Raw genomic sequence first — 23,917 nt, 5'->3', positions numbered from 1 at the left:
TCTGACTTTCCGGTGAAATTCTTGCCCCTGGTATAAACTTAAGGGGCAAAAAATAACCGAAGGAGGTCATATGAAGCGTTTTACTCTGGCAGCGTTGACGCTGGTGGTCTGCGCAGGTGCGCAGGCTGCCAGTGAAGAAGTCAAAATGAACCTCGTCACCTCTGGGGGGATTGGCCAGTCTATCGGGACGGTGAAAATTACCGAAACGGATAAAGGCCTGGAGTTTTCCCCCGATCTCAAAGCCCTCCCGCCGGGCGAACACGGTTATCACGTCCACGCCAAAGGCTCCTGCGAACCCGCCATGAAAGAGGGTAAACCTTCCGCCGCTGAGGCTGCGGGCGGGCACCTCGATCCCCAGAACACCGGCAAGCATGAAGGGCCGGAAGGCATGGGCCACCTCGGCGATCTCCCCGCGCTGGTGGTCAATAACGACGGAAAAGCCACCGACCCGGTGGTGGCGCCGCGCCTGAAAAAGCTGGATGAGGTCAAAGGTAAAGCACTGATGATCCACGTTGGCGGCGACAACATGTCCGATCACCCTAAACCGCTTGGCGGTGGTGGGGCGCGTTACGCCTGCGGCGTAATTTGATCGCTTAAGGTGCCCGGAGCGGGCGCCTGTTCCAGCTGGGACAGCGAGCAGTGCAGGCGCCAGATCAGGGCCGCCAGCTCCTGACCGGCCGGTTGCGAATGACGCCCAAGGACATCGCAGATGCGCTGTAGCTCATCAAGAGTGGCGGCCAGCGGCCGCTGCTGTACCCCGCGTTCGCTCATGATATCGCGCAGCAACGACACCGCGACATCCCGCACCTGTGCCAGTGGATCGGAGCGAGTCTCCCAGCCGCGCAGCTGCCACACCACGTGGCTGCAGTTGAGCAGGACCACGCCCCAGCGCAACAGCCAGCGGCGCGAGAGCGCATCCTGACTGCTGTTGAGCTGGCTCACATGGTGATAGACCAGCGATTCATAACCATTTTCACTCAGCTGCGGTTTACGACTGAGCTGATCGACAAATCCCCGCCTCAGCTCGCGGATGTGACGGCGGCTCTTCCGTTCATCCGAGCCTGGGCGTAATACCGCAAAGGCCAGCCACGTCAGCCCCACGCCAAGAATTTTTGCCAGATCGTCATTCAGGAAATCGGCAAAGTCATACACCGGTGGGTTGGTTACTGAAATAAACGATCCCATAAAGACTATCAGCTGTCCCCACAGTCCGGCGAGGGCGGGCATCTGCAGCTTCAGCAGCTGCATGGTGGTCAGCAACGGGAACAGGAACAGCAGGAACAGCCACAGATCGGAGATCTGCACCATCAGGCCGAATTTGACCACAAAGCTGAACAGCGAGAGCAGGATCAGGGTGCGCAGCAGCAGTGTCAGGGAGTTGAAGGGCGAGGCCGCCACCGAGTACAACACGCTGCTGATCGCCGCCAGCGTCAGGGCTGCTCCCCCGGCGTCCCACTGGGCGGTAATGGTCCAGGCACCTACCAGGCTCAGAGCGCAAAAGGTGCGAAAGCCGCTCCACAGCGCCTCCAGGTTATCGGTATGCCGGGCCAGTGCCGGGCTGCGCGGGACGGCGAACTCCGTTACCGGGGTGGCCGTTTCAACTGCCGTTATCCAGCGGCTGCTGCGCAAATAGAGGCGGCAGAAATAGCGCAGCCGCTGCCAGACGGCACGATGGCGATAGTCGCCCTCAGCACCCGGGTTGAGCGGAGCGATGATGCGGGCCAGGGTATAGAAATCGGCATCGGGCCGGGCGAGGGCGGCCAGCAGCTCGTCGATGACCTCCCGGGTCTGTGCCGGTGGGTCAGGCCAGTTCAGCAGCATACGGCGCAGGCTGGAGATAGCGCTGGTCATCCGCAGCTGCTGGTGGAGCAGATAGTTGAGCAGGGCATTTTGCCGACGGAAACGGTAGTGACTCCAGAAGGCCTGAATTCGCAGCAGGTTCATGGTCAGGATCTGGGCGATGACCTTCTCATGGGCCAGACGAATGGCATCGTTGCTGTCGGGCTGCCACAGCAGGCTGGCGTGCTCCAGCAGCCGGGCGTGCATCGCTTTCAGGGCGCTGATAAGGGCGGTACCGTCGGAAGTGCTGGGCAGGATCATCATCATCACCCCGCCGCTCAGGATGCCGATAATGACTTCACACACGCGCGCCTGGGCGATATCCCACAGCTGGGTCATGTCGACAATATCGATCACCGGGAAGGCGATGATCGCCGCGGTGTAACCGGCCAGCTGAAAGGCGTAGGCGACGTTATTGCTGAAATGGGCGCAGGCCCAGGTGCAGATCGCCAGCCAGGCCGCCATACTGAACAGAAACAGCCACGGGTCGTTAAGCGTATGTCCGGCAATGATCAGTGCCGCGGTGGCCCCCAGCAGGCTGCCCGCCACCCGGCCCAGGCTTTTACTGATCACCCCTCCGACGGTGGGGAAGCTGACCACCGCCGCCGAGGTCATCGCCCAGTAGGGTTCATCCAGGTTGAGACAATAGGCGACGGTGAGCGCCAGGCACATCGCAATCCCGTTGCGCAGGGCATAGCGCCACTGCGCCGGGGTCGCCTTGAGCCACGGCAGGTTGCGCCAGGATAATGCGGGCACACTCACCGGGCGCGTCCGATGGAGACGGTGCAGGTGGTGCCGGAGACCAGCGTCAGGTCCGTCGGCAGCTGGTCAAAGGCGATGCGCACCGGGATACGCTGCGCCAGCCGCACCCAGGGAATGTTGGGTTTAACGTCGGGAACCAGTCCTGAATCGGTCTCCACGCTCTGATCATAGATGGCGCGTCCGATACTGGACACATGCCCCTGTAACCTTTTCGAGCTGCTGTAGAGTACGATCTGCGCCGGGGCGCCCTCGCGGATATGCCGGAGTTTGGTCTCCTCAAAATAGCCCACCACATAGAATGAATGGCTGTCGACGAGGGCGAAAACTGGCTGACCGGTAGACGCGTAATCGCCCGGGCGGGTAGAAAGATTGGTGACCCAGCCATCAACCGGGGCTTTGACCACCGTCTGGGTCAACTGCCACTGGGCCTGCTTGAGGGTGGCTTCGGCCACGGCCACGCTGGCCTGCATCGCTTTGACGTTGATATTGGCGGTATCTAGATCTTCTGCAGAGATATAGTTCCGGGAAAGATGGCGGCGGCGGTTGGCTTCGTTATTGGCTTTCGCCAGATCGGACTGGGATTTCGCCAGCTGCGCTTCAGCATTGAGGACCGCGATGTGATAGGGGGTCTCATCGATATAAAACAGCACGTCACCGGCATGAACGAACTGGTTGTCTTTGACCTGCAGCCGGGTAATGGTGCCGGACACCTGCGGCGTCACGCTAACCTGCTCGGCGCGTACCTTGCCGTCACGGGTCCAGGGCGACTGCATATAATAGTTCCATAGCCACCAGCCCGCGATCACCGCCAGGGACAGAACGAGTAAGGATGAGAAATATTTAATGGTTTTCACAGGTATCGTCACCACACAATCAACAGAGCCAGACTCAGGCACACCGCGAGCACAAACAGCGAGAGATCCATCAACATCGGGTGCCAGATTTCACCGGAATAGATCCAGTCGCGCAACAAGCGGTGGGTGACAAGCCAGATTAGAAAACCCAGCATTACCGCCTTGAATAAGGGAGGAAAGTAAACCGAGGCGCCGACAATCAGATCCTGAAGCGGTAACCCCGTGGCGTTAAACGTGAAATTCACGAGCCGGTTCCTTTGCATTGGGGGAAGTGACTAAAAGTAGCCGCATATCGCCCGGGGGCGTCTTAACTCAATGTAAAGCAGAGAGTCATTTTGTTTTTATCCAGTATTGCATTTGTTTTGGCAATATAAATGCTGCACACTATTCTAAAATCAGTATAATAACTTAGCAAGCTAATTATAAGGAGATGAAATTGGAATCGCCACTAGGTTCTGATCTGGCAAGGTTAGTACGCATCTGGCGTGCTCTGATTGACCATCGCCTGAAACCTCTGGAGTTGACACAGACGCATTGGGTCACGCTGCATAATATCCATCAGCTGCCACCCGACCAGTCACAGATCCAACTGGCAAAAGCGATTGGCATTGAGCAGCCATCACTGGTACGCACGCTCGACCAACTGGAAGAGAAGGGGCTGATTTCGCGTCAGACCTGCGCCAGCGATCGTCGCGCCAAGCGGATTAAACTTACCGAGAAAGCCACGCCGATTATCACTGAGATGGAAGCCGTGATCTGCAAAACGCGCGGTGAAATCCTCGCCGGGATCAGCCCGGCTGAACTGGAACTGCTGATCTCGCTGGTCGCCCGGCTTGAAAGCAATATCCACGAGCTACAATCCCGTGACTAACCTCTAAAAAAGCCTTGCGAATGCAAGGCTTTTTCTTTACTGAAACACCACTACCCGGTTACGCCCGGTCTCTTTCGCCTCGTACATCGCCTTATCTGCGCATTCGACGCACGCTTCCGCGCTGGTTTCCGGCGAGGTGGCGGTAAACACGCCCATACTGATGGTAACAGGCTCGGGGAGTTGTCCTTCTGAGCTGGCTTTGTCAACGCTGCTCAGTTTTAACCGTATCCGCTCTGCAACCTGGCGGGCTGCGTCGGAAGAGGTATGGGTTAACATCAGGACAAACTCCTCCCCGCCAATACGCGCCGCAATGTCCTGGGGGCGTACCGAATCCATCAGCAGCTGGGAGACAAACTGCAGCACTTTGTCCCCCTGTAGATGCCCATAGTTGTCGTTAATACGCTTAAACCGATCGAGATCGCTGACGATAACCGAGACCGGGTGGTTATCACTGGCCGTGCGCAGCGACTGGTTCAACGCGTCGTAAAAATAGCTACGATTGTAGAGGCGGGTCAGGGGATCGCGAATCGAATTCTGGTAAGACTGCTGGTACTTCAGATGCGAGTTGCGATACAGATTAAATACGTCATACAGCAGGACGAAAATAATCAGCAGAGTGGCGACGGTTTCAAATAACCGGGCGCGATACCAGGTAATATCTTCCGCGTGACCGCCCAGAAACAGCATCGCCAGCGTCACGATATAGCAGACGCATATAAAATTACCCCCGACCCAGAACATATTGCGCACGCGGGTAATAATCATCAGGGTAGCTAATGAAACAATCCAGACGAGGAGTAAGGCAACGCTTATCGCCTCTTTCCACAGCAGCATATATTGCCGGGTTTCATTATCCACCAGATCTAATGATAACAAAGGCGAATAGCTGGAATATAGCCAGGCCAGGATCACTATCACGGCAGTATAAATAGCTGCCCCAACAATAACGGACACATGAAACGTCCGGGTGAGCGGTCTGTTACGTATAAAATAGAGCAGGGCCGAAGCAATAAACATTACCGCCATTAACAGATGACGAAACGTAAAGAAGATCATCGCGTCGTTGTAGTTCACAACGTTGAACTGATGCTGGTCCAGCCATGCCGGGTAGCTGGAGAGCGTCCCTACCATCAGCATGGCGGAACCGACATAGGCGAAAGCAAACGCGAGCAGATATAAGCGCTGCCTGTCACACCAGTATTTCATAACCATAAAGCAGGCAATAAAGAGATGAAAGACCAGTAAAAATATGGTCAGCATCGGAAATAAAAGCGGTGAAAATGAGGTGGCCTTGTCTTCCAGTCCGGTAAACAGAAAATGTAAAATTCCGATAACAATAATGCATCCCAGCCAAAACTGGACGTAGTTATTCTTTATATAACGGCTCATCGAAACCCTGGATGTTGTGTGTTAGTAATAAATAGAAAAAGAGGGTTTGCGAATAGTCTCATGAACACAGGGGGAATACTTTGCGCAGGAGCAAGAGAAGCGGATGTTAATTATATGTTTGCTGAATGTATTGTGTAAATATATTCAGTGCAGTGTTATATATTGTAAATGGACGTGGTCATAGGACCACGCCCATAATGTCATTAACGCGGGGAGACGGTAACCTGGCTGCCATTGCTTGCCAGCACGACACGTTGACCAGCGGCAAATTTGGTGTTGCCCTGTTTCTGCACCACCATAATGGTGTTGCCGTCGTCTTTGCGGATTTCTAACTCAACGCCCTGGGATTTGTTCATCGAACCCTGAACGCCCTGACCGGCAACGCCACCGGCGACGGCACCTGCCGCAGTTGCCAGGGAACGGCCCGTACCGCCGCCCACGGTGTTACCGAGGAAGCCACCCAGTACCGCACCGCCAAGAGCACCGATCACGTTGTTCTCATCACCACCCTGAATCTGCACCGGGCGCGTGTTCACAATGGTGCCGTAGGTGACTTGCTGTACCTGCTTCGCCTCAGATGCACTGTAAACATCCCCGGAGAGGGAGCTATCATTAACACAGCCAGCCAGAGTGAATCCAACCAGCGAAACGGCCAGTACACGTAAAATCATTTGAATCTCCTGTTCACCAAAAAACGCTCTGTGAGCATCCGTTATGGCTAAATTATATGGCATCAGGTGCCATAGATCCTATCTTCGCCTAAACAATAGGAGAATAGTACTTGATTCTGGCTTAACCAGATATAAACAGGCTCTGAGTTCACCCCACAGCTGATGAGGATAATTCCTGGAATGACCGTTACGTCCAGGTATTGTTAAAAAGTATTATCGCGTCATGGAATTGATGCCGGGTTTATGGTGGAGTGGGCCATCAACCCAGCGGAGTAAGGAAAACGGATGAAATCGGGTCGCTATATTGGCGTAATGTCAGGAACCAGTCTGGATGGCGTGGATGTTGTTCTCGCAGCTATCGACGAGAATATGGTGGCGCAGCAGGCAAGCCTGAGCTGGCCCATTCCCCAGCAAACCAAACAAGCGATCCTGAATATCTGCCAGGGACAACAGCTGACGCTGTCGCAGCTGGGTCAGCTGGATACGCAGCTGGGCCGTCTGTTCGCTGATGCCGTGCTGGCGCTGATGAAACAGGAAGATCTGCGCCCTCAGGATGTGGTGGCGATTGGCTGTCACGGGCAAACCGTCTGGCATGAGCCGGTGGGCGATGCGCCTCATACTCTGCAGATTGGGGATAACAACCAGATTGTGGCCAAAACCGGGGTGACGGTGGTAGGTGACTTCCGCCGCCGGGATATGGCCCTTGGCGGGCAGGGCGCGCCGCTGGTGCCAGCCTTCCACCAGGCGCTGCTTGCGCATCCGACGGAGCGCCGCATGGTGCTTAACATTGGCGGGATCGCCAATCTCTCCTTATTGATCCCCGGGCAGCCGGTACGCGGGTTCGACACCGGGCCGGGAAATATGCTGATGGATGCCTGGATCTGGCGTCAGTCGGGCAAACCCTATGATAAAGATGCTCAGTGGGCCTGCAGCGGCAAGGTTATTATCCCCCTGCTGCAAAGCATGCTGTGTGATCCCTATTTTGCCGCTCCGGCACCAAAAAGCACCGGCCGCGAGTATTTCAATTACGGCTGGCTGGAACGCCAGCTGGCGAACTTCCCGGGCCTGGCGCCGCAGGACGTGCAGGCCACGCTGGCAGAGCTCACCGCCGTCTCCGTATCCGAACAGGTATTGCTGAGTGGCGGCTGCGATCGGCTGCTGGTGTGCGGGGGCGGTAGCCGTAATCCGCTGCTGATGGCGCGGCTGGCCGGACTGCTGCCGGGCACGGAGGTAAGCAGCACCGACAAGGCCGGGATCAGCGGCGATGATATGGAAGCGCTGGCCTTCGCCTGGCTGGCGTGGCGAACGGTGGCGGGTCTGCCGGGAAATCTCCCTTCCGTGACCGGCGCGCGGGAAGCCAGCGTGTTAGGTGCTGTTTTTCCAGCCAATCCGCGGCAAAATCAGAGTTAACCGAATTTCGCTTAAAGGCGCACTGGGTAGAATGACACGAAAAAACGGGAGGGCGTTCGCGCCCTCCGGGACCAGGAAAGTCTTCGGAACTCACCCATGAAAAAACTGCTTCTTGCTTTAACCCCCTTCCTGCTGGCGAGCTGTAGCGTCTACAACCAGTTTGTTGAGCGCATGCAAACCGACTCCCTGGCGTACCAGTGCGACGAAAAGCCGCTCACCGTGAAGCTCAACAATCCCCGTCAGGAAGTCAGTTTCGTCTATGACAACAAGCTGCTGACGCTTAAGCAGGGGATGTCTGCCTCCGGCACCCGCTACAGCGACGGCGTCTATGTGTTCTGGTCGAAGGGCGACAGCGCGACGGTCTACAAGCGCGATCGCGTTGTGCTGAACAATTGTCAGATCGAAAATCCGAAGCGTTGAGATTTTGCAGGGGGCGGCGCACAATAGCGTCACCCATTGTCAATGTCAGCTAACGCCATGTCAGATAACGACGAATTGCAGAACATCGCGCACCTCAGGCGCGAATACACCAAAGGCGGCCTGCGTCGCCAGGATCTCCCCGCCGAGCCGCTGGTGCTGTTTGAGCACTGGCTGAAACAGGCCTGTGACGCCCGGCTGGCCGATCCCACCGCGATGGTGGTGGCGACGGTCGACGAACAGGGTCAACCTTACCAGCGCATTGTGCTGCTCAAGCACTACGATGAGAAAGGGCTGGTGTTTTACACCAACCTCGGCAGCCGCAAAGCGCACCACCTCGAAAACAACCCGCGCATCAGTCTGCTCTTCCCCTGGCATATGCTGGAGCGTCAGGTGATGGTCACCGGCACCGTTGAGCGCCTCTCCACCCTGGAAGTGGTGAAGTATTTCCACAGCCGTCCGCGCGACAGCCAGATTGGGGCCTGGGTCTCGAAGCAGTCGAGCCGCATTTCGGCCCGCGGCGTGCTGGAGAGCAAATTCCTCGAGCTGAAACAGAAGTTCCAGCAGGGCGAAGTGCCCCTGCCGAGTTTCTGGGGCGGTTTCCGTGTCTCTGTCCAACAGATGGAGTTCTGGCAGGGCGGTGAGCACCGCCTTCACGACCGCTTTTTATACCAGCGCGAGAACAGCGCGTGGAAAATCGATCGTCTGGCCCCTTAATCCCCTAAATTTGTTCTTTTAAGCGCTGGTACAACGGGTGTCAGCGCTTTATTCTATGTACCTTTCGCGTCTGGCGAAAAGTCGTGTACCGGCAGAGGTGCAGTCGTTTTATACATGGAGAATTTGATGGCAAGCAGTAACTTGATTAAACAATTGCAAGAGCGGGGGCTGGTAGCCCAGGTGACGGACGAGGAAGCGTTAGCAGAGCGACTGGCGCAAGGCCCGATCGCGCTCTATTGCGGCTTCGATCCTACCGCCGACAGCTTGCATTTGGGGCATCTTGTTCCATTGTTATGCCTGAAACGCTTCCAGCTGGCAGGTCATAAACCTGTGGCGCTGGTGGGCGGCGCAACGGGTCTGATTGGCGATCCGAGCTTTAAAGCCGCTGAGCGTAAACTGAATACGGCAGACACCGTGCAGGAGTGGGTGGATAAGATCCGCAAACAGGTTGCCCCGTTCCTCGATTTCGACTGTGGTGAAAACTCCGCGATCGCTGCCAACAACTACGACTGGTTTGGCGGCATGAACGTGCTGACCTTCCTGCGTGATATCGGCAAGCACTTCTCCGTTAATCAGATGATCAACAAAGAAGCGGTGAAACAGCGCCTGAACCGTGACGACCAGGGGATCTCGTTCACCGAGTTCTCTTACAACCTGCTGCAGGGTTATGACTTCGCCTGCCTGAACAACCTGCACGGCGTGTCGCTGCAGATTGGCGGCTCCGATCAGTGGGGTAACATCACCTCCGGTATCGACCTGACCCGTCGTCTGCACCAGAACCAGGTCTTCGGTCTGACCGTACCGCTGATCACCAAAGCTGACGGCACCAAATTCGGTAAAACCGAAGGCGGCGCGGTATGGCTCGATCCGAAGAAAACCAGCCCGTACAAGTTCTACCAGTTCTGGATCAACACCGCAGATGCTGACGTCTATCGCTTCCTGAAGTTCTTCACCTTTATGGATCTGGAAGAGATCAACGCCCTGGAAGAAGAAGACAAGAACAGCGGCAAAGCCCCGCGCGCCCAGTACGTGCTGGCGGAGCAGGTCACGAAGCTGGTGCACGGTGAAGAGGGCCTGGCGGCCGCGAAGCGCATTACCGCCAGCCTGTTCAACGGTACCCTGAGCGATCTGAGCGAAGCTGACTTCGAACAGCTGGCGCAGGATGGCGTGCCGATGGTTGAGATGGAGAAAGGGGCAGACCTGATGCAGGCGCTGGTGGACTCCGGGCTGCAGCCGTCCCGTGGTCAGGCGCGTAAAACTATCGCCTCGAACGCAATCACCATCAATGGCGAAAAACAGTCCAACGAGGAGTATACCTTCGTGGAGAGCGATCGCCTGTTTGGCCGCTACACCTTACTGCGTCGCGGCAAAAAGAATTACTGTCTGATCTGCTGGAAGTCATCATAAAAGCACAGGGGCATGGGAAACCATGCCCCTTTATTTTTTCAGGGTTGTGGTAAGAAAATGAAGAATATCCTCGCCATCCAGTCCCACGTCGTGTTTGGGCATGCTGGCAACAGCGCCGCGGAATTTCCGATGCGTCGTCTCGGGGCCAACGTCTGGCCATTAAATACCGTTCAGTTCTCCAACCATACGCAATACGGTAAGTGGACCGGTTGCGTGATGCCGCCTGCTCATCTGACAGAGATTGTCCAGGGCATCGCGGAGATCGACAAACTCAAAACCTGTGACGCCGTGCTGAGTGGCTATCTGGGTTCAGCCGAGCAGGGCGAGCATATTCTGGGCATTGTTCGACAGGTGAAGGCGGCCAATCCGGCGGCTAAATACTTCTGCGATCCGGTGATGGGTCACCCGGAAAAGGGCTGCATCGTGGCCCCCGGCGTTGCGGAGTTTCATGTTCGTCATGCCTTACCGGCCAGCGACATCATCGCCCCGAATCTTATTGAGCTGGAGATCCTCTGCGAGCATCCGGTCAACAGCGTGGAAGAGGCTATTGCGGCGTCACGGGAACTGATTGCTCAGGGCCCGGAGATCGTACTGGTGAAGCACCTGGCCCGCGCCGGGATCAGCCCGGACCGCTTTGAGATGCTGCTGGTGACGAAAGACGAAGCCTGGCACATCAGCCGTCCGCTGGTGGATTTCGGCAGCCGTCAGCCGGTGGGTGTCGGGGATGTGACCAGCGGCCTGCTGCTGGTGAAACTGCTGCAGGGGGCAACGGTGCGTGATGCGCTGGAGCACGTCACGGCAGCGGTGTATGAGATTATGATCGCCACGAAAAATATGCAGGAGTATGAGCTGCAGGTGGTGGCCGCTCAGGACCAGATTGCGAAGCCGGAGCACCTCTTTAGCGCGACCCAGCTTTAGCATCATAATGCCCGGCGGCGCTGCGCTTGCTCGGGCCTGGAAAACCGTAGGCCGGGTAAGCGTCAGCGCCACCCGGCAAAAACTTACTTCAACCCTTCCGCTTCCAGCGCTGCCGCCACGGCAGGACGCTCCGCCATACGTTGCATGTACGCATCGATATGGCTCAACCCTTCCATATTCAGCTTCACGGCTTTAGCCCAGCGCAGAACGGTAAACAGATAGGCATCGGCAATGGTAAAGCGTTGACCGCAAATCCACTGCTCGTCTTTCAGGGACTCGTTCACATACTGCAGCTTTTTCTCCAGCAGGGCGCGAACGGTCGGCTTGTACTCTTCCGGCGTATCCGGACGGAACAGCGGGGTGAAGCCTTTGTGCAGCTCGGTGGCGATGTAGTTCATCCATTCGAGGGTTTTATAGCGCGCGATGCTGCCGGTCGGGGCCAGCAGCTGGCGATCGGCGACGCCATCCGCCAGGTATTGCATGATCGCCACCCCTTCGGTCAGCAGGGTGCCGTCTTCCAGCAGCAGGGCCGGGACCTGGCCTTTAGGATTCACCGCGAAAAAATCATCGCCGTTTTCCAGACGCTTCTTCATCAGATCCACCCCGTTGAGGGTGAAGTCTTTACCGCTCTCGCGCAGCGTAATATGGGAGGCAAGAGAGCAGGCGCCTGGTTTATAGAACAGTTTCATCGGTCACTCCTGTTTACGTAGGTTTACTCTATGGTAGTGCGGCACAGAATAAAAAAAAAGCCGCTAACGCACAGTTAGCGGCTTCAATTCAGTCGTTTCCCGATGACATTACGCGGTCGCGGTTTTCGCTTTGGCGTCGATGTCGTCGTCCTGAGTCATGCGATTCAGTTTCGGTGCGATCAGCATCATCAGCACGGCGATAACCGCGGTGGCGATACCAATCTGCAGGAATACGTCGCCGTAAACATGTAGAGACTGCAGCGGATCGGTCACGTCGGACGGCACGGCCATCAGGTTCGCGATCTTACCGGCGATGATGGCGGCACCGGCAGTGGTCAGGAACCAGCTACCCATGATGAAGCCCATCAGACGCTGTGGAACCAGCTGCGCAACCATTGCCAGACCCAGACCGGAGATCATCAGTTCACCGATGGACTGCAGAGCGTAGCTCAGGATCAGCCAGTTGACGGAGACGATACCGGCGTCGCTGGCGAATTCCGCACCCAGCGGCAGCACCAGGAAGGCGCCTGAGCACAGCACCATACCCACCGCGAACTTGTGCGGCATTGGCAGACGGTCGCCCATCTTGTTGTAGATAGCGGCCAGAATCGGGCTACCAATCATGATCCAGAACGGATTCAGGGCCTGGAACTGCTCCGGTTCGAACGCGATACCGAGGATAGAGTGCTCAACGTTACGGATGGCGAAGAAGTTCAGCGAGGTTGGCATCTGGCTGTACAGAACGAAGAAGACAATTGCCTGAACCATCAGGATGAAGGCAACAATCATTTTACGACGCGCTGCGCCATGCATAGCGAAAGCTTCTTTCGCGAAGATGCAGACGATACCCAGCGCAACCACGCCCAGCACCGCACGGGCGATACCCTGGTTGTGCAGCAGCCAGGTGGCAACGGCAACCAGAATGACAACACCGACGATGGTCGCCAGCAGTTTGCCCATCTGTACCGGGGCAAAGTCAGGCCTGGAACCGTAGTCTTTCACCCAGCCGCGGCAGAACAGGAAGTTCACCACGGTGATCAGCATCCCGACGAAGCTCAGGGCAAACGCCACGCTCCAGCCGAATTTCGCTGCCAGCCACGGGGTCGCCAGCATAGAGAAGAAGGAACCGATGTTGATGGCCATGTAGTACATGGTGAATGCGCCATCAAGACGTGGGTCATCTTTGTTGTAGCAGGTCGAGAGCAGGGACGATGGGTTCGCCTTGAACAGGCCGTTACCGACCGCGATGGTCGCCATACCCATATACACCACGCCGGCATCATGACCAGACCAGGCAACCAGACCGTAACCGATCGCCAGAACGATGGCGCCCAGCAGAATAACACGTTTGGTCCCCAGCACTTTATCGCCCAGCCAGCCGCCGATTGCGACCAGACCGTACACCAGAGCACTGAAAGAAGAGAACAGCGTGATGGAATCAGCTTCGGACATACCCAGTTGTTTAACCAGGTAAACCGCCATGATCCCTTGCAGACCGTAGTAACCAAAACGTTCCCACAGCTCAATGGAGAAAATGAGATAGAACGATTTCGGTTGTTTGAAAGCGTTAAGACTTACGCTTTCCTCAGCTGGTTTATTGTTTGCAGTAGACACATATACCTCTTTTTTTACATCCCATATTAACGGGGGTGTTCATAGCGTGATGACCGTAGTCCATCCGCTTTATAGTTATAGTGGGAGGGGAAACGGCGGGTAATGTTCACTATCCTGACCCGTCTGGCAAGGCATTTGTAATACTCTGTTACATATAACTCCAGCGCTATAATGCGCCAGAAACCTAAATGTTATTTAGCGTTAAATTTCACCGTTGCGTTGAAACTGGTTTTTTTCACTATCCGTTAGCCGAAAAAGTGCGCAGGTGGCGATATGTTCTGCTGTAAAAGGTGTTATGCAGTGATATGGGCTAAGTTCTGAAATATATCCGGTCATATCTTCGGGTTATCAGGGTTGATTTCTCAATGCAATAAGGCTTTATCGGCATTTGCGATACATAAAATTAACACCGTGTGAACAGGGTGATCTCGATCACATTTATATAGAAAATTTCGCTGACGAAAAAACAATTAACCTGTTTGATTGTTATATAGCCGAACAATCCGCAAGGAAGGGAGTGTGGCTCAGGGGGAATGGCTGTAAAAGGTGTTATCAGCAGGAAGTCATACTTTGCGTAAGGAATATAGCGCATAAAAAAACCGTCGTAAGACGGTTTCAGAGGTCAGTTTTCTCTTTATATTCACAGAGATCTTCAATGATACAGGAGCCGCAGCGCGGTTTACGCGCGATACAGGTGTAGCGCCCGTGGAGGATCAGCCAGTGATGGCAGTCGACCTTAAACTCCGCCGGAACCACCTTCAGCAGCTTCTCTTCCACCAGTTCGACATTCTTGCCGGGGGCGAAGTTGGTGCGGTTACAGACGCGGAAGATATGGGTATCCACGGCGATGGTCGGCCAGCCGAAGGCGGTATTCAGCACCACGTTAGCGGTTTTACGCCCGACGCCGGGCAGGGCTTCCAGCGCAGCACGATCTTCCGGCACCTCGCCACCGTGCAGCTCCAGCAGCATGCGGCAGGTCTTGATCACGTTCTCGGCTTTACTGTTAAACAGGCCGATGGTCTTGATATACGACTTCACACCCTCTACGCCCAGCTCCAGCATCGCCTGCGGGGTGTTGGCGACGGGATAGAGCTTCGCAGTGGCTTTATTCACGCTCACGTCGGTGGCCTGCGCAGAGAGCAGGACCGCTATCAACAGTTCAAACGGCGAGGTAAAGTTCAACTCGGTGGTCGGGTGCGGGTTGTTATTCCGCAGGCGCTGCAAAATGGTTAAACGCTTCTCTTTATTCATGAGGCCTTCTCAGGGATCCCTTCCTCTACGCTGCGTGCAGCAGCGCGGCGCTTACGTTTCTCATCAATCAGGTATTTTACCGCCAGCATCATGCCGAGGCCGATAAACGCGCCCGGCGGCAGCATCGCCAGCAGGAACGGGGTATCGGTGTGGAACACCTCAATGCGCAGCGATTTCGCCCAGCCGCCCAGCAGCGCGTCTGCGCCGTCGAACAGGGTGCCGTTGCCGAGGATTTCACGCATCGAGCCCAGCACGAACATTGCCCCGGTGGCCCCCATGCCGATGGCAAAACCATCGAGGGCCGAAATCAGCGGATCGTTCTTCACCGCAAAGGCTTCGGCGCGGCCCACCACGATGCAGTTGGTCACGATCAGCGGGATAAAGATCCCCAGCGACTGATAGAGGCCAAAGGCGTAGGCGTTAATCAGCATCTGCACGACGCTCACCACCGAAGCGATGATCATCACGTAGATCGGAATACGAATTTCTGACGGCGTCCAGCGACGCAGGGCAGAGATCGACAGGTTGGTCAGGGTCAGTACCAGGGTAGTGGCCAGACCCAAACCCAGCGCGTTGGTGGCGGTCGACGTGACGGCCAGCAGGGGACACATCCCCAGCAGCTGCACCAGGGCGGAGTTGTTCTTCCACAGCCCCTGGACGATAACCTCTTTAACCTGGCTCATGATCACTCCTCACAGGCGGGCAGATTGTTAAGTTGCGACGGCAGCGTTTGGGCATAGACGCCCGCACGTTTAACGGCATTCACCACCGCACGCGGGGTGATGGTCGCCCCGGTAAACTGATCGATTTCACCGCCGTCTTTCTTCACCGCAAACGCCGGATCGTTACTGCCGTGAATGGTTTTACCGGCAAAATGCAAAATCCAGTCGCTAAGACGGGTTTCGATTTTGTCCCCAAGCCCTGGCGTCTCGTGATGCTCAGTGACGCGGGTCCCCAGCACGGTGCCAGAGAAGTCGGTACCCACCAGCAGCTGGATGGCGCCGGAATAGCCGTCCGGGGCGGTCGTTTCCATCACCGCGCCCACCGGGGCATCCCCTTTCCGGGCGATAAAGATACGGTGGGTCCCTTTGCCTAACGGCGCAGCCTCGACAAGATAACAGCTTTTTTGCAGGTCGTTATCGTAGAGCTCCGCCGGGATCACCTGATCGAACAGCGCCTTTTGCTGAAGGGCCGCCTGCTCGTCGATGGTGGATTTGGTTAAGCCGTTGACCAGGGCGGTCAGACCGGTCAGTACCGCGGCAAACAGCGCCAGCGTCACGCCGTGTTTTTGCATCGTTTTTAACATGGCGAGTCCCTTAGCGATGGCCGTACACGCGCGGACGCGTGTAGTAGTCGATTAACGGTACGGTGATGTTCGCCAGCAGCACGGCGAAGGCCACGCCATCCGGATAGCCACCAAAGCTGCGGATCAGCCATACCAGCAGACCGGCCAGCGTACCGAAAATCAGGCGACCCCGGTTGGTAGTCGAAGCCGTCACCGGATCGGTCAGAATAAAGAACGCCCCCAGCATAGTCGCGCCGGAAAGCAGATGAATTTGCGGCGACGCCAGCGATTCCGGTGAGAATGCCCAGCCCAGACCGGAACAGATTGCGAGAGTAACCAGGAAGCTCACCGGAATATGCCAGCGGATCGTTTTCTGCCACAGCAGGAACAGCCCCCCGGCCAGATACGCCAGGTTAACCCACTGCCAGCCCGCACCGGCCAGCACGCCGCTGTAAATCGGGTAATTAAGGATCTGCTCCACGCTGTGACCGGCGTGCAGAGAGGTTTTAAAGGTATCGAGCGGGGTGGCCTGGCTGACACCGTCCACGCCCATGCGCAAGGTGTTCATATCCGCGCCGCTGGCGGTATGGCCGGAGAAGATTACCTGCAGGGCATCCATAAAGCCCGGCACCGTTGCGGCGATGTCGTGCGGCGGGAGCCAGCTGGTCATCTGCACCGGGAACGAGATCAGCAGCACCACGTAGCCAATCATCGCCGGGTTAAAGGGGTTATGCCCGAGACCGCCGTAGAGCTGTTTAGCGATGATCACCGCGAAGACGGTGCCGAGCACCACCATCCACCAGGGGGCGAACGGCGGAATACTGATCGCCAGCAGCAGGCCGGTGAGCAGGGCAGAGTTATCCGCCAGGATCTTGCTTACCGTCATCTTACGCAGTTTGAGGACCAGGGCTTCAGCCGCCAGCGCGCTCACACAGCCGAGAAGGATCTGCAGCAGCGTACCCCAGCCAAAGAACCAGACCTGCACGGCGATGCCCGGCAGCGCGGCCAGACAGACCAGCATCATAATGCGCGATGTCTGGCGCTGGTTGTGGGTATAAGGGGAGCTTGCGATTCTGAAAACCATTTAATCCTCGTTGACTGCCTTCTGTGCGGCTTTCTTCGCCTGAACGCGCGCGATAGCAGCAGCGACTGCCGCCTTGCGCGGATCGTCATTGGCCGCAGGTTCTTCTTCTTGTTGTGCCGCTTTACGTGCTTTCGCACGAGCAATGGCGGCTTCGACCGCGGCTTTACGCGGATCGACGGGAGTCGGTTCTGCCTTTGTCTCGTCCGTCTGCGCCGCTTTGCGGGCCTTCGCCCGGGCAATCGCCGCTTCGACGGCCGCTTTACGCGGGTCCACCGGGGTCGGTGCTAACTGAATCTCGTCCGGCTGGGCTGCTTTACGGGCCTTCGCCCGGGCGATAGCGGCCTCGACGGCGGCTTTACGCGGATCGGCTTCTGGCTGCGCGGCGGTAGTCTGGGCTTTCTCGGCCTGACGGGCGCGGGCCTCGGCTTTACGTGCCTCGCGGGCAGCAATAACCTCGCTGTTGTCCGGACGAACCCCGGCCGGGATCACCACATCCTGGGCGGCGGTGGCGTTCTTCTCACGCACGCGGGCCAGGGCGGCAGCGATCGCATCCTGATCTTTGGCCGCAGGCTGAACCGTGGCTTTCTTATGGCGCTCTTCGCGGGCGGCTTTTTCACGCTCCAGACGCTGCTGGCGGGCTTCAAAGCGTGCTTTGGCCTCGGCAGCGCGTTTCTCTTCCTGAGCGATGGCGTAAATTTCGGCCTTCTCGACGCGGAAATATTGCACCAGCGGGATATTGCTTGGGCAGACCCAGGCGCAGGCGCCGCACTCAATGCAGTCGGCCAGGTTATGGGCTTTCGCTTTGTCGTGGATCTGTCCTTTGCTGAACCAGTACAACTGCTGGGGCAGCAGATCCGCCGGACAGGCATCGGCGCAGGCGCTGCAGCGAATGCAGCCTTTCTCTTCCTGCTCTTCGCCCATCTCGCTGGCGGACGGGGCCAGCAGGCAGTTAGTGATTTTTACCACCGGAACGTCCAGCCACGGCAGGGTAAAGCCCATCAGCGGCCCGCCCATGATCACCATCTGTTCGGCGCTCGGGCAGAACCCGGCCTGGTCCAGCAGATGCCGAACCGGCGTGCCCAGGCGCGCCCAGACGTTGCCAGGGCGGCTGACGGCTTCCCCGGTCAGGGTGACGACGCGCTCGGTCAGCGGCTCGCCGTCAATAACGGCGCGTTTCACCGCATAGGCGGTGCCGACGTTCTGCATCAGCACGCCGATATCCGAGGAACGTCCGCCGTGCGGAACCTGCTTGCCGGTTAAAATCTGGGTCAACTGCTTGGCGCCGCCGGAGGGGTATTTGGTCGGGACCACCCGCAGGCTGATATCGTGGCTGCCCGCCAGCACCGCACGCAGCATGGAGATCGCCTGCGGCTTGTTGTCTTCAATGCCGATCAGCACTTCCTTCGGCTGCAGAACATGGGCGAGGATACGAATACCCTCGACGATCTGCGCGGCGCAGTCCTGCATCAGACGATCGTCGGCGGTGATGTACGGCTCACACTCGGCGGCGTTAATAATCAGGGTCTGGATCTTGTCGCCACCGCCCTGCAGTTTATTGCCGGTCGGGAAGCCCGCGCCGCCCAGACCGGCGACACCAGACTGGTGGATGCGGGTAATCAGCTCTTCCCGGCTGCGGCTGCGGAAATCGCTCCAGCCGTCGCGTTCGATCCAGCGGTCTTCGCCATCGGCGTCAATCACCACGCACAGCTCGGAGAGGGCAGAAGGGTGGGCCACGGTGTGCGGGGTAATCGCCACGACGGTGCCGGAGGTTGGGGCATGCACCGGCAGCATACGCCCGCGGCCAAAGGTCAGCGGCTGACCGCGTAATACCCGATCACCGACCTTAACGCACAGCTCGCCCTCAGCACCGATGTGCTGCTTGAGCGGGATAACAAAACGGTTAGCCAGTGGGATCTGGCGCAGCGGCGTGCCGCTGGACTGGGTTTTCATCTCCGGCGGATGAATACCACCGTCGAAATCCCAGATCTTCTCTTTTCTGAAGGCAGAAAATAACTTAAGCATGTTGTTCCACAGGAATATTGCGCACTGGAATGGTCTGAAGATCCCACTTCCAGCTGTCTGTCGTCGTCGCTACCGGGCGTAACTCAATGCACTGCGTCGGGCAGGGGGCAACGCAGAGGTTGCAGCCGGTACAGAGATCCTCAATCACGGTGTGCATGGCGCGCGTCGCGCCGACAATGGCATCCACCGGACAGGCCTGAATACATTTGGTACAGCCGATGCAGTTGGGTTCATCGATCACCGCCAGCATGCGAACCGGCTCCTGCGCGCTCTCATCGCCATCGACCGGTTGTGGGTCGACGTTCAGCAGCGCGGCAATCTTCAGCATTACCGCTTCGCCACCGGGGGCACAGCGGTTAATTTTCTCCCCGCCGTTGCCCACCGCCTCGGCGTAGGGGCGACAGCCAGGAAAGCCGCACTGCCCGCACTGGCTTTGCGGCAGCAGCTCATCAATTTTTTCAACGATCGGATCGTCCTCAACCGCGAAGCGGCGTGAGGCGTAACCGAGTATGATGCCAAAAAGCAGCCCCAGTACGCTGATGGCTGCGATGGCGATCCAGATTGCATTCATTACAACTTCACCAGACCACTAAAGCCCATAAAGGCCAGAGACATAAGACCGGCGGTAACAAGCGCGATGGCGTTACCGCGGAACGGTGCCGGGATATCGGCGGCAACCAGGCGTTCGCGGATCGCCGCAAACAGCACCATTACCAGCGAGAAGCCGACCGCAGCCGAAAAGCCGTACAGCGCCGACTGCAGGAAATTGTGCCCAAGGTTAATGTTGAGCAGCGCCACGCCAAGCACCGCACAGTTGGTGGTGATCAGCGGCAGGAAGATGCCGAGCAGGCGGTATAACGCCGGGCTGGTTTTACGCACCACCATTTCGGTGAACTGCACTACCACCGCGATAACCAGAATAAAGGCCAGCGTGCGCAGATAGATCAGGCCGAGGGGGATCAGGATCCAGGTGTCAATCAACCAGGCGCTGATCGAGGCAAGGGTCATCACGAAGGTGGTCGCCAGCCCCATCCCCATCGCTGTTTCCAGCTTTTTGGACACGCCCATAAACGGGCACAGGCCGAGGAACTTCACGAGGACGAAGTTGTTTACCAGCACCGTGCCGACAAAGAGCAGTAAGTAATCGGTCATTATTCAGCCTGAAATAAAAAAGCCGCCTATTATCGGACAAACCACCGCAGGCGACAACAGGTTAACTGTAAGGTTATTACGGGTTCACAAAGGTGTTCTTCACGCGTGCCGAACGCTTAAAGTAGGGCACAAACAGCGCGGTCACCAGCAGAGGGAAGAGTAACTGACGCACCGCCAGCGCATCGGAGACGGGCGAGAACGCAAAGGCTTTCACGGCCAGTAATACGGAAACCAGCAGCCAGATAATATAGTGTTTAGGCACGCTGCGACGGCGTTTGAAAAACGCAATGGTCAGCCAGAGCGTGTAGTACCACATCGCAATCGCGAAGGCGAAAGAAATAAACCACATGACAATATTAACGGTATTTTGCGCGCCCAGCGTTTTTAACGCATGTGGCGTAATTAATGCCGTGGAGTAAAGGACCAACGCCAGCGAGGCGCTTAATAATGCTACCAGCAGCCAGGCAAGCGGAGCCAGTAACCAGCCGCTAATTCTTTCTCCAGCCATTGTGGTCATGTTCTCTCCCAATTCAGTAACAGCGCAAACTGCAAATTTGCAGGGGCGAGAGTATATAACATTTCCGGGGAATGACTACCCTCTTAGAGCACGTAACGCCACACGGACTTAGGCACTTCGCCAATGTTGAACAAACGTCCGCCAGAGACCAGCTCAGCGCGGCGATGATCCGCGGCACGGTACATGCTGATAATCTCCTGGTTATCGCTCAGGCTGTAGTTCAGATGATCAAACAATTTTTCCAGACTTTCGAGGGAATTAATTTTGCGAAATTTTAATAAGTAGTCCTGAACAGTCATATTAATAATTTTCCATATAAGAGGAGTGATACCAAAGGAGTAATTCGAGCGAATAATAAACGGTTCAAAAAAGACGTAAACAGCTGCCAAAGCGCATCGGCAAAAATAAGAATTTTCTTTACTGGTGAAATCAGGCGTCGGTCGACGCCTGGCGATGAAGGTTAACGCTGTTCATGACGGCTGGCAATACGCAACTGACATCATATGTCACTATTTTTGAGTAGTGCATGCGGCTTAGCGTGAGTGACGCTGTTGACCGGCTCCGGCGGCTGATAGTTGTCAATATGGCTGGCGACTCCCAGCAATATCACTGACACCCCCAACACAATCCAACCGGCTAACTCAATAATTCGATTAATAATTGTCGTCATGATTCGTTATTTTGTTTTATCCATAAATACAGATTAAGAATTTTACAGTGCGCAATGCGGTCGGGCAAGCGCTTTGCAGCGATGTTTTGCGATTGTATTCAGCGAGTTATAATTGTTAATCAGAAATTACTGATTGCATGTGTCGCCGTAAGGCGCGAAACCCCGGATTAATCTATTGTGACCAGATAAGAGATGGTGTGAAATATAGGTGTCAAAAGATGAGAGGCGACTTCATGAGCGATAAAATCCGTGTTGGATTAATAGGTTATGGTTATGCGAGTAAAACGTTTCATGCCCCGCTGATTGACGGCACCCCGGGGATGGAGCTGGCGGCAATTTCCAGCAGCGATGCAACAAAAGTGCATGCCGACTGGCCGACGGTTCCGGTGGTTTCCGAGCCGAAGCATCTGTTTAACGATCCTGATATCGATTTGATTGTTATCCCGACCCCGAATGACACTCACTTCCCGCTGGCGAAAGCGGCGCTGGAGGCGGGCAAACATGTGGTGGTGGATAAGCCTTTTACCGTGACACTGTCACAGGCCCGAGAGCTGGACGCGCTGGCAAAAAGCCTTGGCAAACTGCTTTCCGTCTTCCATAACCGCCGTTGGGACAGCGACTTCCTGACCGTGAAGGCGTTGATTGCCGACGGTTCCCTCGGGGAAGTGGCTTTCTTTGAATCTCACTTCGATCGCTTCCGTCCCCAGGTGCGTAACCGCTGGCGTGAGCAGGCGGGCCCGGGCAGCGGCATCTGGTACGATCTGGCCCCGCATCTGCTTGACCAGGCCGTTAACCTGTTCGGTCTGCCGGTGAGCCTCAACGTCGATCTGGCCCAGCTGCGCCCAGGCGCGCAGGCAACCGACTACTTCCATGCCGTCCTGAGCTATCCGCAGCGTCGCGTGGTGCTGCATGGCACCATGATGGCCGCAGCGGAATCGGCCCGCTATATCGTGCACGGCACCCGCGGCAGCTACGTGAAGTTTGGGCTCGACCCGCAGGAAGATCGTCTCAAGAACGGCGAGCGTCTGCCGCAGGAAGACTGGGGCTATGACATGCGTGACGGCGTGCTGACCCGCGTTGAAGGGGAAGAGCGTGTGGAAGAAACCTGGCTGACGCTGCCGGGCAACTATCCGGCCTATTATGCCGGGATCCGCGATGCGCTGAACGGCAACGGGGAAAACCCGGTCCCGGCAAGCCAGGCGATCCAGATTATGGAACTGATCGAGCTGGGGATAGAGTCCGCGAAGCATCGCGCGACCTTGTGCCTCGCGTAAAAACAGAGCCCGGCAACATTGCCGGGCTTTTTGTTATCCGTGTGCGACCTTATCGCGCAACGCCTGCTTCTCGGCAGGGGTCAGGAAGGCCATCTCCAGACCGTTGATCTGCGCCTGACGGATCTGCGCCTGGCTGAGCCCAGCCAGCGAGGCGGCAACCGTATACTCGTGAATAATATCCACACCCTGAACCGCCGGATCGTCGGTGTTCAGCGAGGCCATCACCCCGTGCTCAAGGAAGGTTTTCAGGGGATGCTGCGCCAGCGTCGCCACGGTGCTGGTCTGAATGTTTGAGGTCAGACAGGATTCAATCCCGATGCGCTGTTCCGCCAGGAAGTCCATCAGGGCCGGGTCTTCGACCGCCTTTACCCCATGACCAATACGTTCGGCTCCCAGCTCACGAATGGCCTGCCAGATGCTCTCCGGACCTGCCGCTTCACCGGCATGGACGGTAATGTGCCAGCCTGCATCGCGGGCGCGGTTGAAGTGGGAGAGGAACAGACTGCCCGGGAAGCCCAGCTCGTCGCCCGCCAGATCCACGGCGGTGATATGGTCCCGGTGGGCCAGCAGGGCTTCAAGCTCCTGCAGGCAGGCATCTTCCCCGAAGGTGCGGCTCATGATGCCAATCAGGCGCGCTTCCACGTTGAAGGTCTTGCAGCCTTCGCGCACGCCGGCGATCACCGCTTCTACCACACCCGCGACCGGCAGCTGATGGGTCATCGCCATGTAGCCCGGGGAGAAACGCAGCTCGACGTAGTGCAGACCGTTGCGCGCGGCATCTTCAATATTCTCGAAGGCGACGCGACGGCAGGCATCCAGCGAGGCCAGCACTTTTACCCCCCAGTCGAGTTTGCTCAGGAAGCTGACCAGATCCGGCTCGTTCTCCGTGACCTGCACGTGCGGGATCAGTGTCTCAAGGCTTTGTGCGGGCAGGGTTAAATTATACTGACGACCGAGGTCAAGGATGGTCTGGGCGCGGATGTTGCCATCAAGGTGGCGATGAACGTCAGTTAGCGGGAGGGTGGTATCAATCATGGTCGCACTCTTTATAAGTAGAAGTGCGGGCCATTATAAAAACAAAACGGAGTAAAAAGCTATTTGCGC

Annotated in this window: 26 protein-coding genes; 8 read left to right on the top strand and 18 right to left on the bottom strand. The window is 56.9% G+C overall.

From position 1 onward, the window contains the following. Positions 1-70: 70 nt before the first annotated feature. A complete protein-coding gene (sodC, locus tag LG383_RS09330) occupies positions 71-589 on the top strand; it encodes a superoxide dismutase [Cu-Zn] SodC (protein ID WP_106993702.1) in 519 nt (172 codons plus the stop codon). Here the strand turns inward: sodC and LG383_RS09325 are convergent. From LG383_RS09325 to LG383_RS09315, 3 genes are read right to left on the bottom strand one after another with little or no spacing between them, the layout of a single operon-like run. After that, complete coding sequence (locus tag LG383_RS09325; protein WP_225758952.1) at positions 568-2,601, bottom strand: FUSC family protein; 2,034 nt, start codon at positions 2,599-2,601, stop codon at positions 568-570. The two genes, sodC and LG383_RS09325, sit on opposite strands and share 22 nt — an antisense overlap. Then, positions 2,598-3,461 (bottom strand): HlyD family secretion protein, encoded by an 864-nt coding sequence (locus LG383_RS09320; RefSeq protein ID WP_225759522.1) that lies wholly within the window; start codon positions 3,459-3,461, stop codon positions 2,598-2,600. The genes LG383_RS09325 and LG383_RS09320 overlap by 4 nt, the downstream gene beginning before the upstream one ends. Positions 3,462-3,463: 2 nt before the next feature. Continuing rightward, complete coding sequence (locus LG383_RS09315) at positions 3,464-3,718, bottom strand: DUF1656 domain-containing protein (RefSeq protein ID WP_181247259.1); 255 nt, start codon at positions 3,716-3,718, stop codon at positions 3,464-3,466. 167 nt (positions 3,719-3,885) lie between these two features. On the opposite strand from LG383_RS09315, the gene slyA reads away from it, so the two are divergent. Then, the gene (slyA, locus tag LG383_RS09310; RefSeq protein WP_106993705.1) at positions 3,886-4,326 is read left to right on the top strand and encodes a transcriptional regulator SlyA; all 441 of its coding nucleotides are present in this window, start codon (positions 3,886-3,888) and stop codon (positions 4,324-4,326) included. A 36-nt stretch (positions 4,327-4,362) separates the two neighbouring features. On the opposite strand, the gene LG383_RS09305 is transcribed toward slyA, so the two are convergent. Further along, the gene (locus LG383_RS09305; RefSeq protein WP_225758951.1) at positions 4,363-5,715 is read right to left on the bottom strand and encodes a GGDEF domain-containing protein; all 1,353 of its coding nucleotides are present in this window, start codon (positions 5,713-5,715) and stop codon (positions 4,363-4,365) included. A 203-nt stretch (positions 5,716-5,918) separates the two neighbouring features. Further along, positions 5,919-6,386, bottom strand: a complete 468-nt coding sequence (slyB, locus tag LG383_RS09300) for an outer membrane lipoprotein SlyB (protein ID WP_106993707.1) — start codon at positions 6,384-6,386, stop codon at positions 5,919-5,921. Positions 6,387-6,671: 285 nt separating this feature from the next. On the opposite strand from slyB, the gene anmK reads away from it, so the two are divergent. From anmK to pdxY, 5 genes are all read left to right on the top strand, one after another. Next, positions 6,672-7,796: an anhydro-N-acetylmuramic acid kinase gene (gene anmK, locus LG383_RS09295; protein WP_106993708.1), complete on the top strand. Its 1,125-nt coding sequence runs from the start codon at positions 6,672-6,674 to the stop codon at positions 7,794-7,796. A gap of 96 nt (positions 7,797-7,892) precedes the next feature. Further along, on the top strand, positions 7,893-8,216 hold the full coding sequence (gene mliC / locus LG383_RS09290; protein WP_106993709.1) for a C-type lysozyme inhibitor: 324 nt from the start codon (positions 7,893-7,895) through the stop codon (positions 8,214-8,216). Positions 8,217-8,273: 57 nt separating this feature from the next. After that, a complete protein-coding gene (pdxH, locus tag LG383_RS09285; RefSeq protein WP_106993889.1) occupies positions 8,274-8,930 on the top strand; it encodes a pyridoxamine 5'-phosphate oxidase in 657 nt (218 codons plus the stop codon). Between the two features lie 126 nt (positions 8,931-9,056). After that, a complete protein-coding gene (tyrS, locus tag LG383_RS09280; protein WP_225758950.1) occupies positions 9,057-10,337 on the top strand; it encodes a tyrosine--tRNA ligase in 1,281 nt (426 codons plus the stop codon). 57 nt (positions 10,338-10,394) lie between these two features. Further along, positions 10,395-11,255, top strand: coding sequence for a pyridoxal kinase PdxY (gene pdxY, locus LG383_RS09275; RefSeq protein ID WP_225758949.1), 861 nt, complete (start codon positions 10,395-10,397; stop codon positions 11,253-11,255). Positions 11,256-11,338: 83 nt separating this feature from the next. Here pdxY and gstA read toward each other — a convergent pair whose 3' ends face one another. The 12 genes from gstA to blr all read right to left on the bottom strand — a co-directional run bounded on the left by gstA (position 11,339) and on the right by blr (position 21,527). Beyond that, the gene (gene gstA, locus LG383_RS09270; RefSeq protein ID WP_106993712.1) at positions 11,339-11,944 is read right to left on the bottom strand and encodes a glutathione transferase GstA; all 606 of its coding nucleotides are present in this window, start codon (positions 11,942-11,944) and stop codon (positions 11,339-11,341) included. Between the two features lie 108 nt (positions 11,945-12,052). After that, entirely contained in the window at positions 12,053-13,558 is a 1,506-nt protein-coding gene (dtpA, locus tag LG383_RS09265; protein WP_225758948.1) for a dipeptide/tripeptide permease DtpA, read from the bottom strand. A gap of 615 nt (positions 13,559-14,173) precedes the next feature. Further along, positions 14,174-14,809 carry an endonuclease III gene (gene nth, locus LG383_RS09260; RefSeq protein WP_225758947.1) on the bottom strand — a complete coding sequence of 212 codons (636 nt, stop codon included), beginning with the start codon at positions 14,807-14,809 and terminating at the stop codon, positions 14,174-14,176. Further along, positions 14,806-15,492 carry an electron transport complex subunit E gene (locus tag LG383_RS09255; RefSeq protein ID WP_032617845.1) on the bottom strand — a complete coding sequence of 229 codons (687 nt, stop codon included), beginning with the start codon at positions 15,490-15,492 and terminating at the stop codon, positions 14,806-14,808. The genes nth and LG383_RS09255 overlap by 4 nt, the downstream gene beginning before the upstream one ends. 2 nt (positions 15,493-15,494) lie before the next feature. Then, positions 15,495-16,115, bottom strand: a complete 621-nt coding sequence (gene rsxG / locus LG383_RS09250) for an electron transport complex subunit RsxG (protein ID WP_166182298.1) — start codon at positions 16,113-16,115, stop codon at positions 15,495-15,497. 10 nt (positions 16,116-16,125) lie between these two features. Then, the gene (gene rsxD, locus LG383_RS09245; protein ID WP_225758946.1) at positions 16,126-17,178 is read right to left on the bottom strand and encodes an electron transport complex subunit RsxD; all 1,053 of its coding nucleotides are present in this window, start codon (positions 17,176-17,178) and stop codon (positions 16,126-16,128) included. After that, on the bottom strand, positions 17,179-19,200 hold the full coding sequence (gene rsxC / locus LG383_RS09240) for an electron transport complex subunit RsxC (RefSeq protein WP_225758945.1): 2,022 nt from the start codon (positions 19,198-19,200) through the stop codon (positions 17,179-17,181). Next, positions 19,193-19,771 (bottom strand): electron transport complex subunit RsxB, encoded by a 579-nt coding sequence (gene rsxB / locus LG383_RS09235; protein ID WP_106993719.1) that lies wholly within the window; start codon positions 19,769-19,771, stop codon positions 19,193-19,195. The genes rsxC and rsxB overlap by 8 nt, the downstream gene beginning before the upstream one ends. Continuing rightward, a complete protein-coding gene (gene rsxA, locus LG383_RS09230; RefSeq protein ID WP_106993720.1) occupies positions 19,771-20,352 on the bottom strand; it encodes an electron transport complex subunit RsxA in 582 nt (193 codons plus the stop codon). Before rsxA ends, rsxB begins: the two co-directional genes overlap by 1 nt. Before the next feature lie 76 nt (positions 20,353-20,428). Continuing rightward, a complete protein-coding gene (locus LG383_RS09225) occupies positions 20,429-20,869 on the bottom strand; it encodes a DUF2569 domain-containing protein (protein WP_106993721.1) in 441 nt (146 codons plus the stop codon). Positions 20,870-20,952: 83 nt separating this feature from the next. Further along, entirely contained in the window at positions 20,953-21,168 is a 216-nt protein-coding gene (ydgT, locus tag LG383_RS09220) for a transcription modulator YdgT (protein WP_032617854.1), read from the bottom strand. A 200-nt stretch (positions 21,169-21,368) separates the two neighbouring features. Continuing rightward, entirely contained in the window at positions 21,369-21,527 is a 159-nt protein-coding gene (blr, locus tag LG383_RS09215; RefSeq protein WP_181247264.1) for a division septum protein Blr, read from the bottom strand. A gap of 245 nt (positions 21,528-21,772) precedes the next feature. Here blr and LG383_RS09210 point away from each other — a divergent pair, with 245 nt between their 5' ends. Then, complete coding sequence (locus tag LG383_RS09210) at positions 21,773-22,813, top strand: oxidoreductase (RefSeq protein ID WP_106993723.1); 1,041 nt, start codon at positions 21,773-21,775, stop codon at positions 22,811-22,813. Positions 22,814-22,846: 33 nt separating this feature from the next. Here the strand turns inward: LG383_RS09210 and add are convergent, their stop codons facing one another. Further along, positions 22,847-23,848, bottom strand: a complete 1,002-nt coding sequence (gene add / locus LG383_RS09205) for an adenosine deaminase (RefSeq protein WP_225758944.1) — start codon at positions 23,846-23,848, stop codon at positions 22,847-22,849. Between the last annotated feature and the right edge of the window lie 69 nt (positions 23,849-23,917).

The sequence above is a fragment of the Leclercia sp. Marseille-Q4284 genome, from assembly GCF_916618945.1.
GTDB classification, from domain to species: domain Bacteria; phylum Pseudomonadota; class Gammaproteobacteria; order Enterobacterales; family Enterobacteriaceae; genus Enterobacter; species Enterobacter tamurae.
The sequence above is the reverse complement of the archived record's forward strand: the minus strand, read 5'-3'. Positions and strand labels throughout refer to the sequence as shown.

Coding starts and splice junctions, on each gene's coding strand:
- sodC (WP_106993702.1), top strand. CDS start 71: ATGAAGCGTTTTACTCTGGCAGCGTTGACGCTGGTGGTCTGCGCAGGT.
- LG383_RS09315 (WP_181247259.1), bottom strand. CDS start 3,718: ATGCAAAGGAACCGGCTCGTGAATTTCACGTTTAACGCCACGGGGTTA.
- slyA (WP_106993705.1), top strand. CDS start 3,886: ATGAAATTGGAATCGCCACTAGGTTCTGATCTGGCAAGGTTAGTACGC.
- LG383_RS09305 (WP_225758951.1), bottom strand. CDS start 5,715: ATGAGCCGTTATATAAAGAATAACTACGTCCAGTTTTGGCTGGGATGC.
- slyB (WP_106993707.1), bottom strand. CDS start 6,386: ATGATTTTACGTGTACTGGCCGTTTCGCTGGTTGGATTCACTCTGGCT.
- anmK (WP_106993708.1), top strand. CDS start 6,672: ATGAAATCGGGTCGCTATATTGGCGTAATGTCAGGAACCAGTCTGGAT.
- mliC (WP_106993709.1), top strand. CDS start 7,893: ATGAAAAAACTGCTTCTTGCTTTAACCCCCTTCCTGCTGGCGAGCTGT.
- pdxH (WP_106993889.1), top strand. CDS start 8,274: ATGTCAGATAACGACGAATTGCAGAACATCGCGCACCTCAGGCGCGAA.
- tyrS (WP_225758950.1), top strand. CDS start 9,057: ATGGCAAGCAGTAACTTGATTAAACAATTGCAAGAGCGGGGGCTGGTA.
- pdxY (WP_225758949.1), top strand. CDS start 10,395: ATGAAGAATATCCTCGCCATCCAGTCCCACGTCGTGTTTGGGCATGCT.
- gstA (WP_106993712.1), bottom strand. CDS start 11,944: ATGAAACTGTTCTATAAACCAGGCGCCTGCTCTCTTGCCTCCCATATT.
- nth (WP_225758947.1), bottom strand. CDS start 14,809: ATGAATAAAGAGAAGCGTTTAACCATTTTGCAGCGCCTGCGGAATAAC.
- LG383_RS09255 (WP_032617845.1), bottom strand. CDS start 15,492: ATGAGCCAGGTTAAAGAGGTTATCGTCCAGGGGCTGTGGAAGAACAAC.
- rsxG (WP_166182298.1), bottom strand. CDS start 16,115: ATGTTAAAAACGATGCAAAAACACGGCGTGACGCTGGCGCTGTTTGCC.
- rsxD (WP_225758946.1), bottom strand. CDS start 17,178: ATGGTTTTCAGAATCGCAAGCTCCCCTTATACCCACAACCAGCGCCAG.
- rsxC (WP_225758945.1), bottom strand. CDS start 19,200: ATGCTTAAGTTATTTTCTGCCTTCAGAAAAGAGAAGATCTGGGATTTC.
- rsxB (WP_106993719.1), bottom strand. CDS start 19,771: ATGAATGCAATCTGGATCGCCATCGCAGCCATCAGCGTACTGGGGCTG.
- rsxA (WP_106993720.1), bottom strand. CDS start 20,352: ATGACCGATTACTTACTGCTCTTTGTCGGCACGGTGCTGGTAAACAAC.
- LG383_RS09225 (WP_106993721.1), bottom strand. CDS start 20,869: ATGACCACAATGGCTGGAGAAAGAATTAGCGGCTGGTTACTGGCTCCG.
- ydgT (WP_032617854.1), bottom strand. CDS start 21,168: ATGACTGTTCAGGACTACTTATTAAAATTTCGCAAAATTAATTCCCTC.
- LG383_RS09210 (WP_106993723.1), top strand. CDS start 21,773: ATGAGCGATAAAATCCGTGTTGGATTAATAGGTTATGGTTATGCGAGT.
- add (WP_225758944.1), bottom strand. CDS start 23,848: ATGATTGATACCACCCTCCCGCTAACTGACGTTCATCGCCACCTTGAT.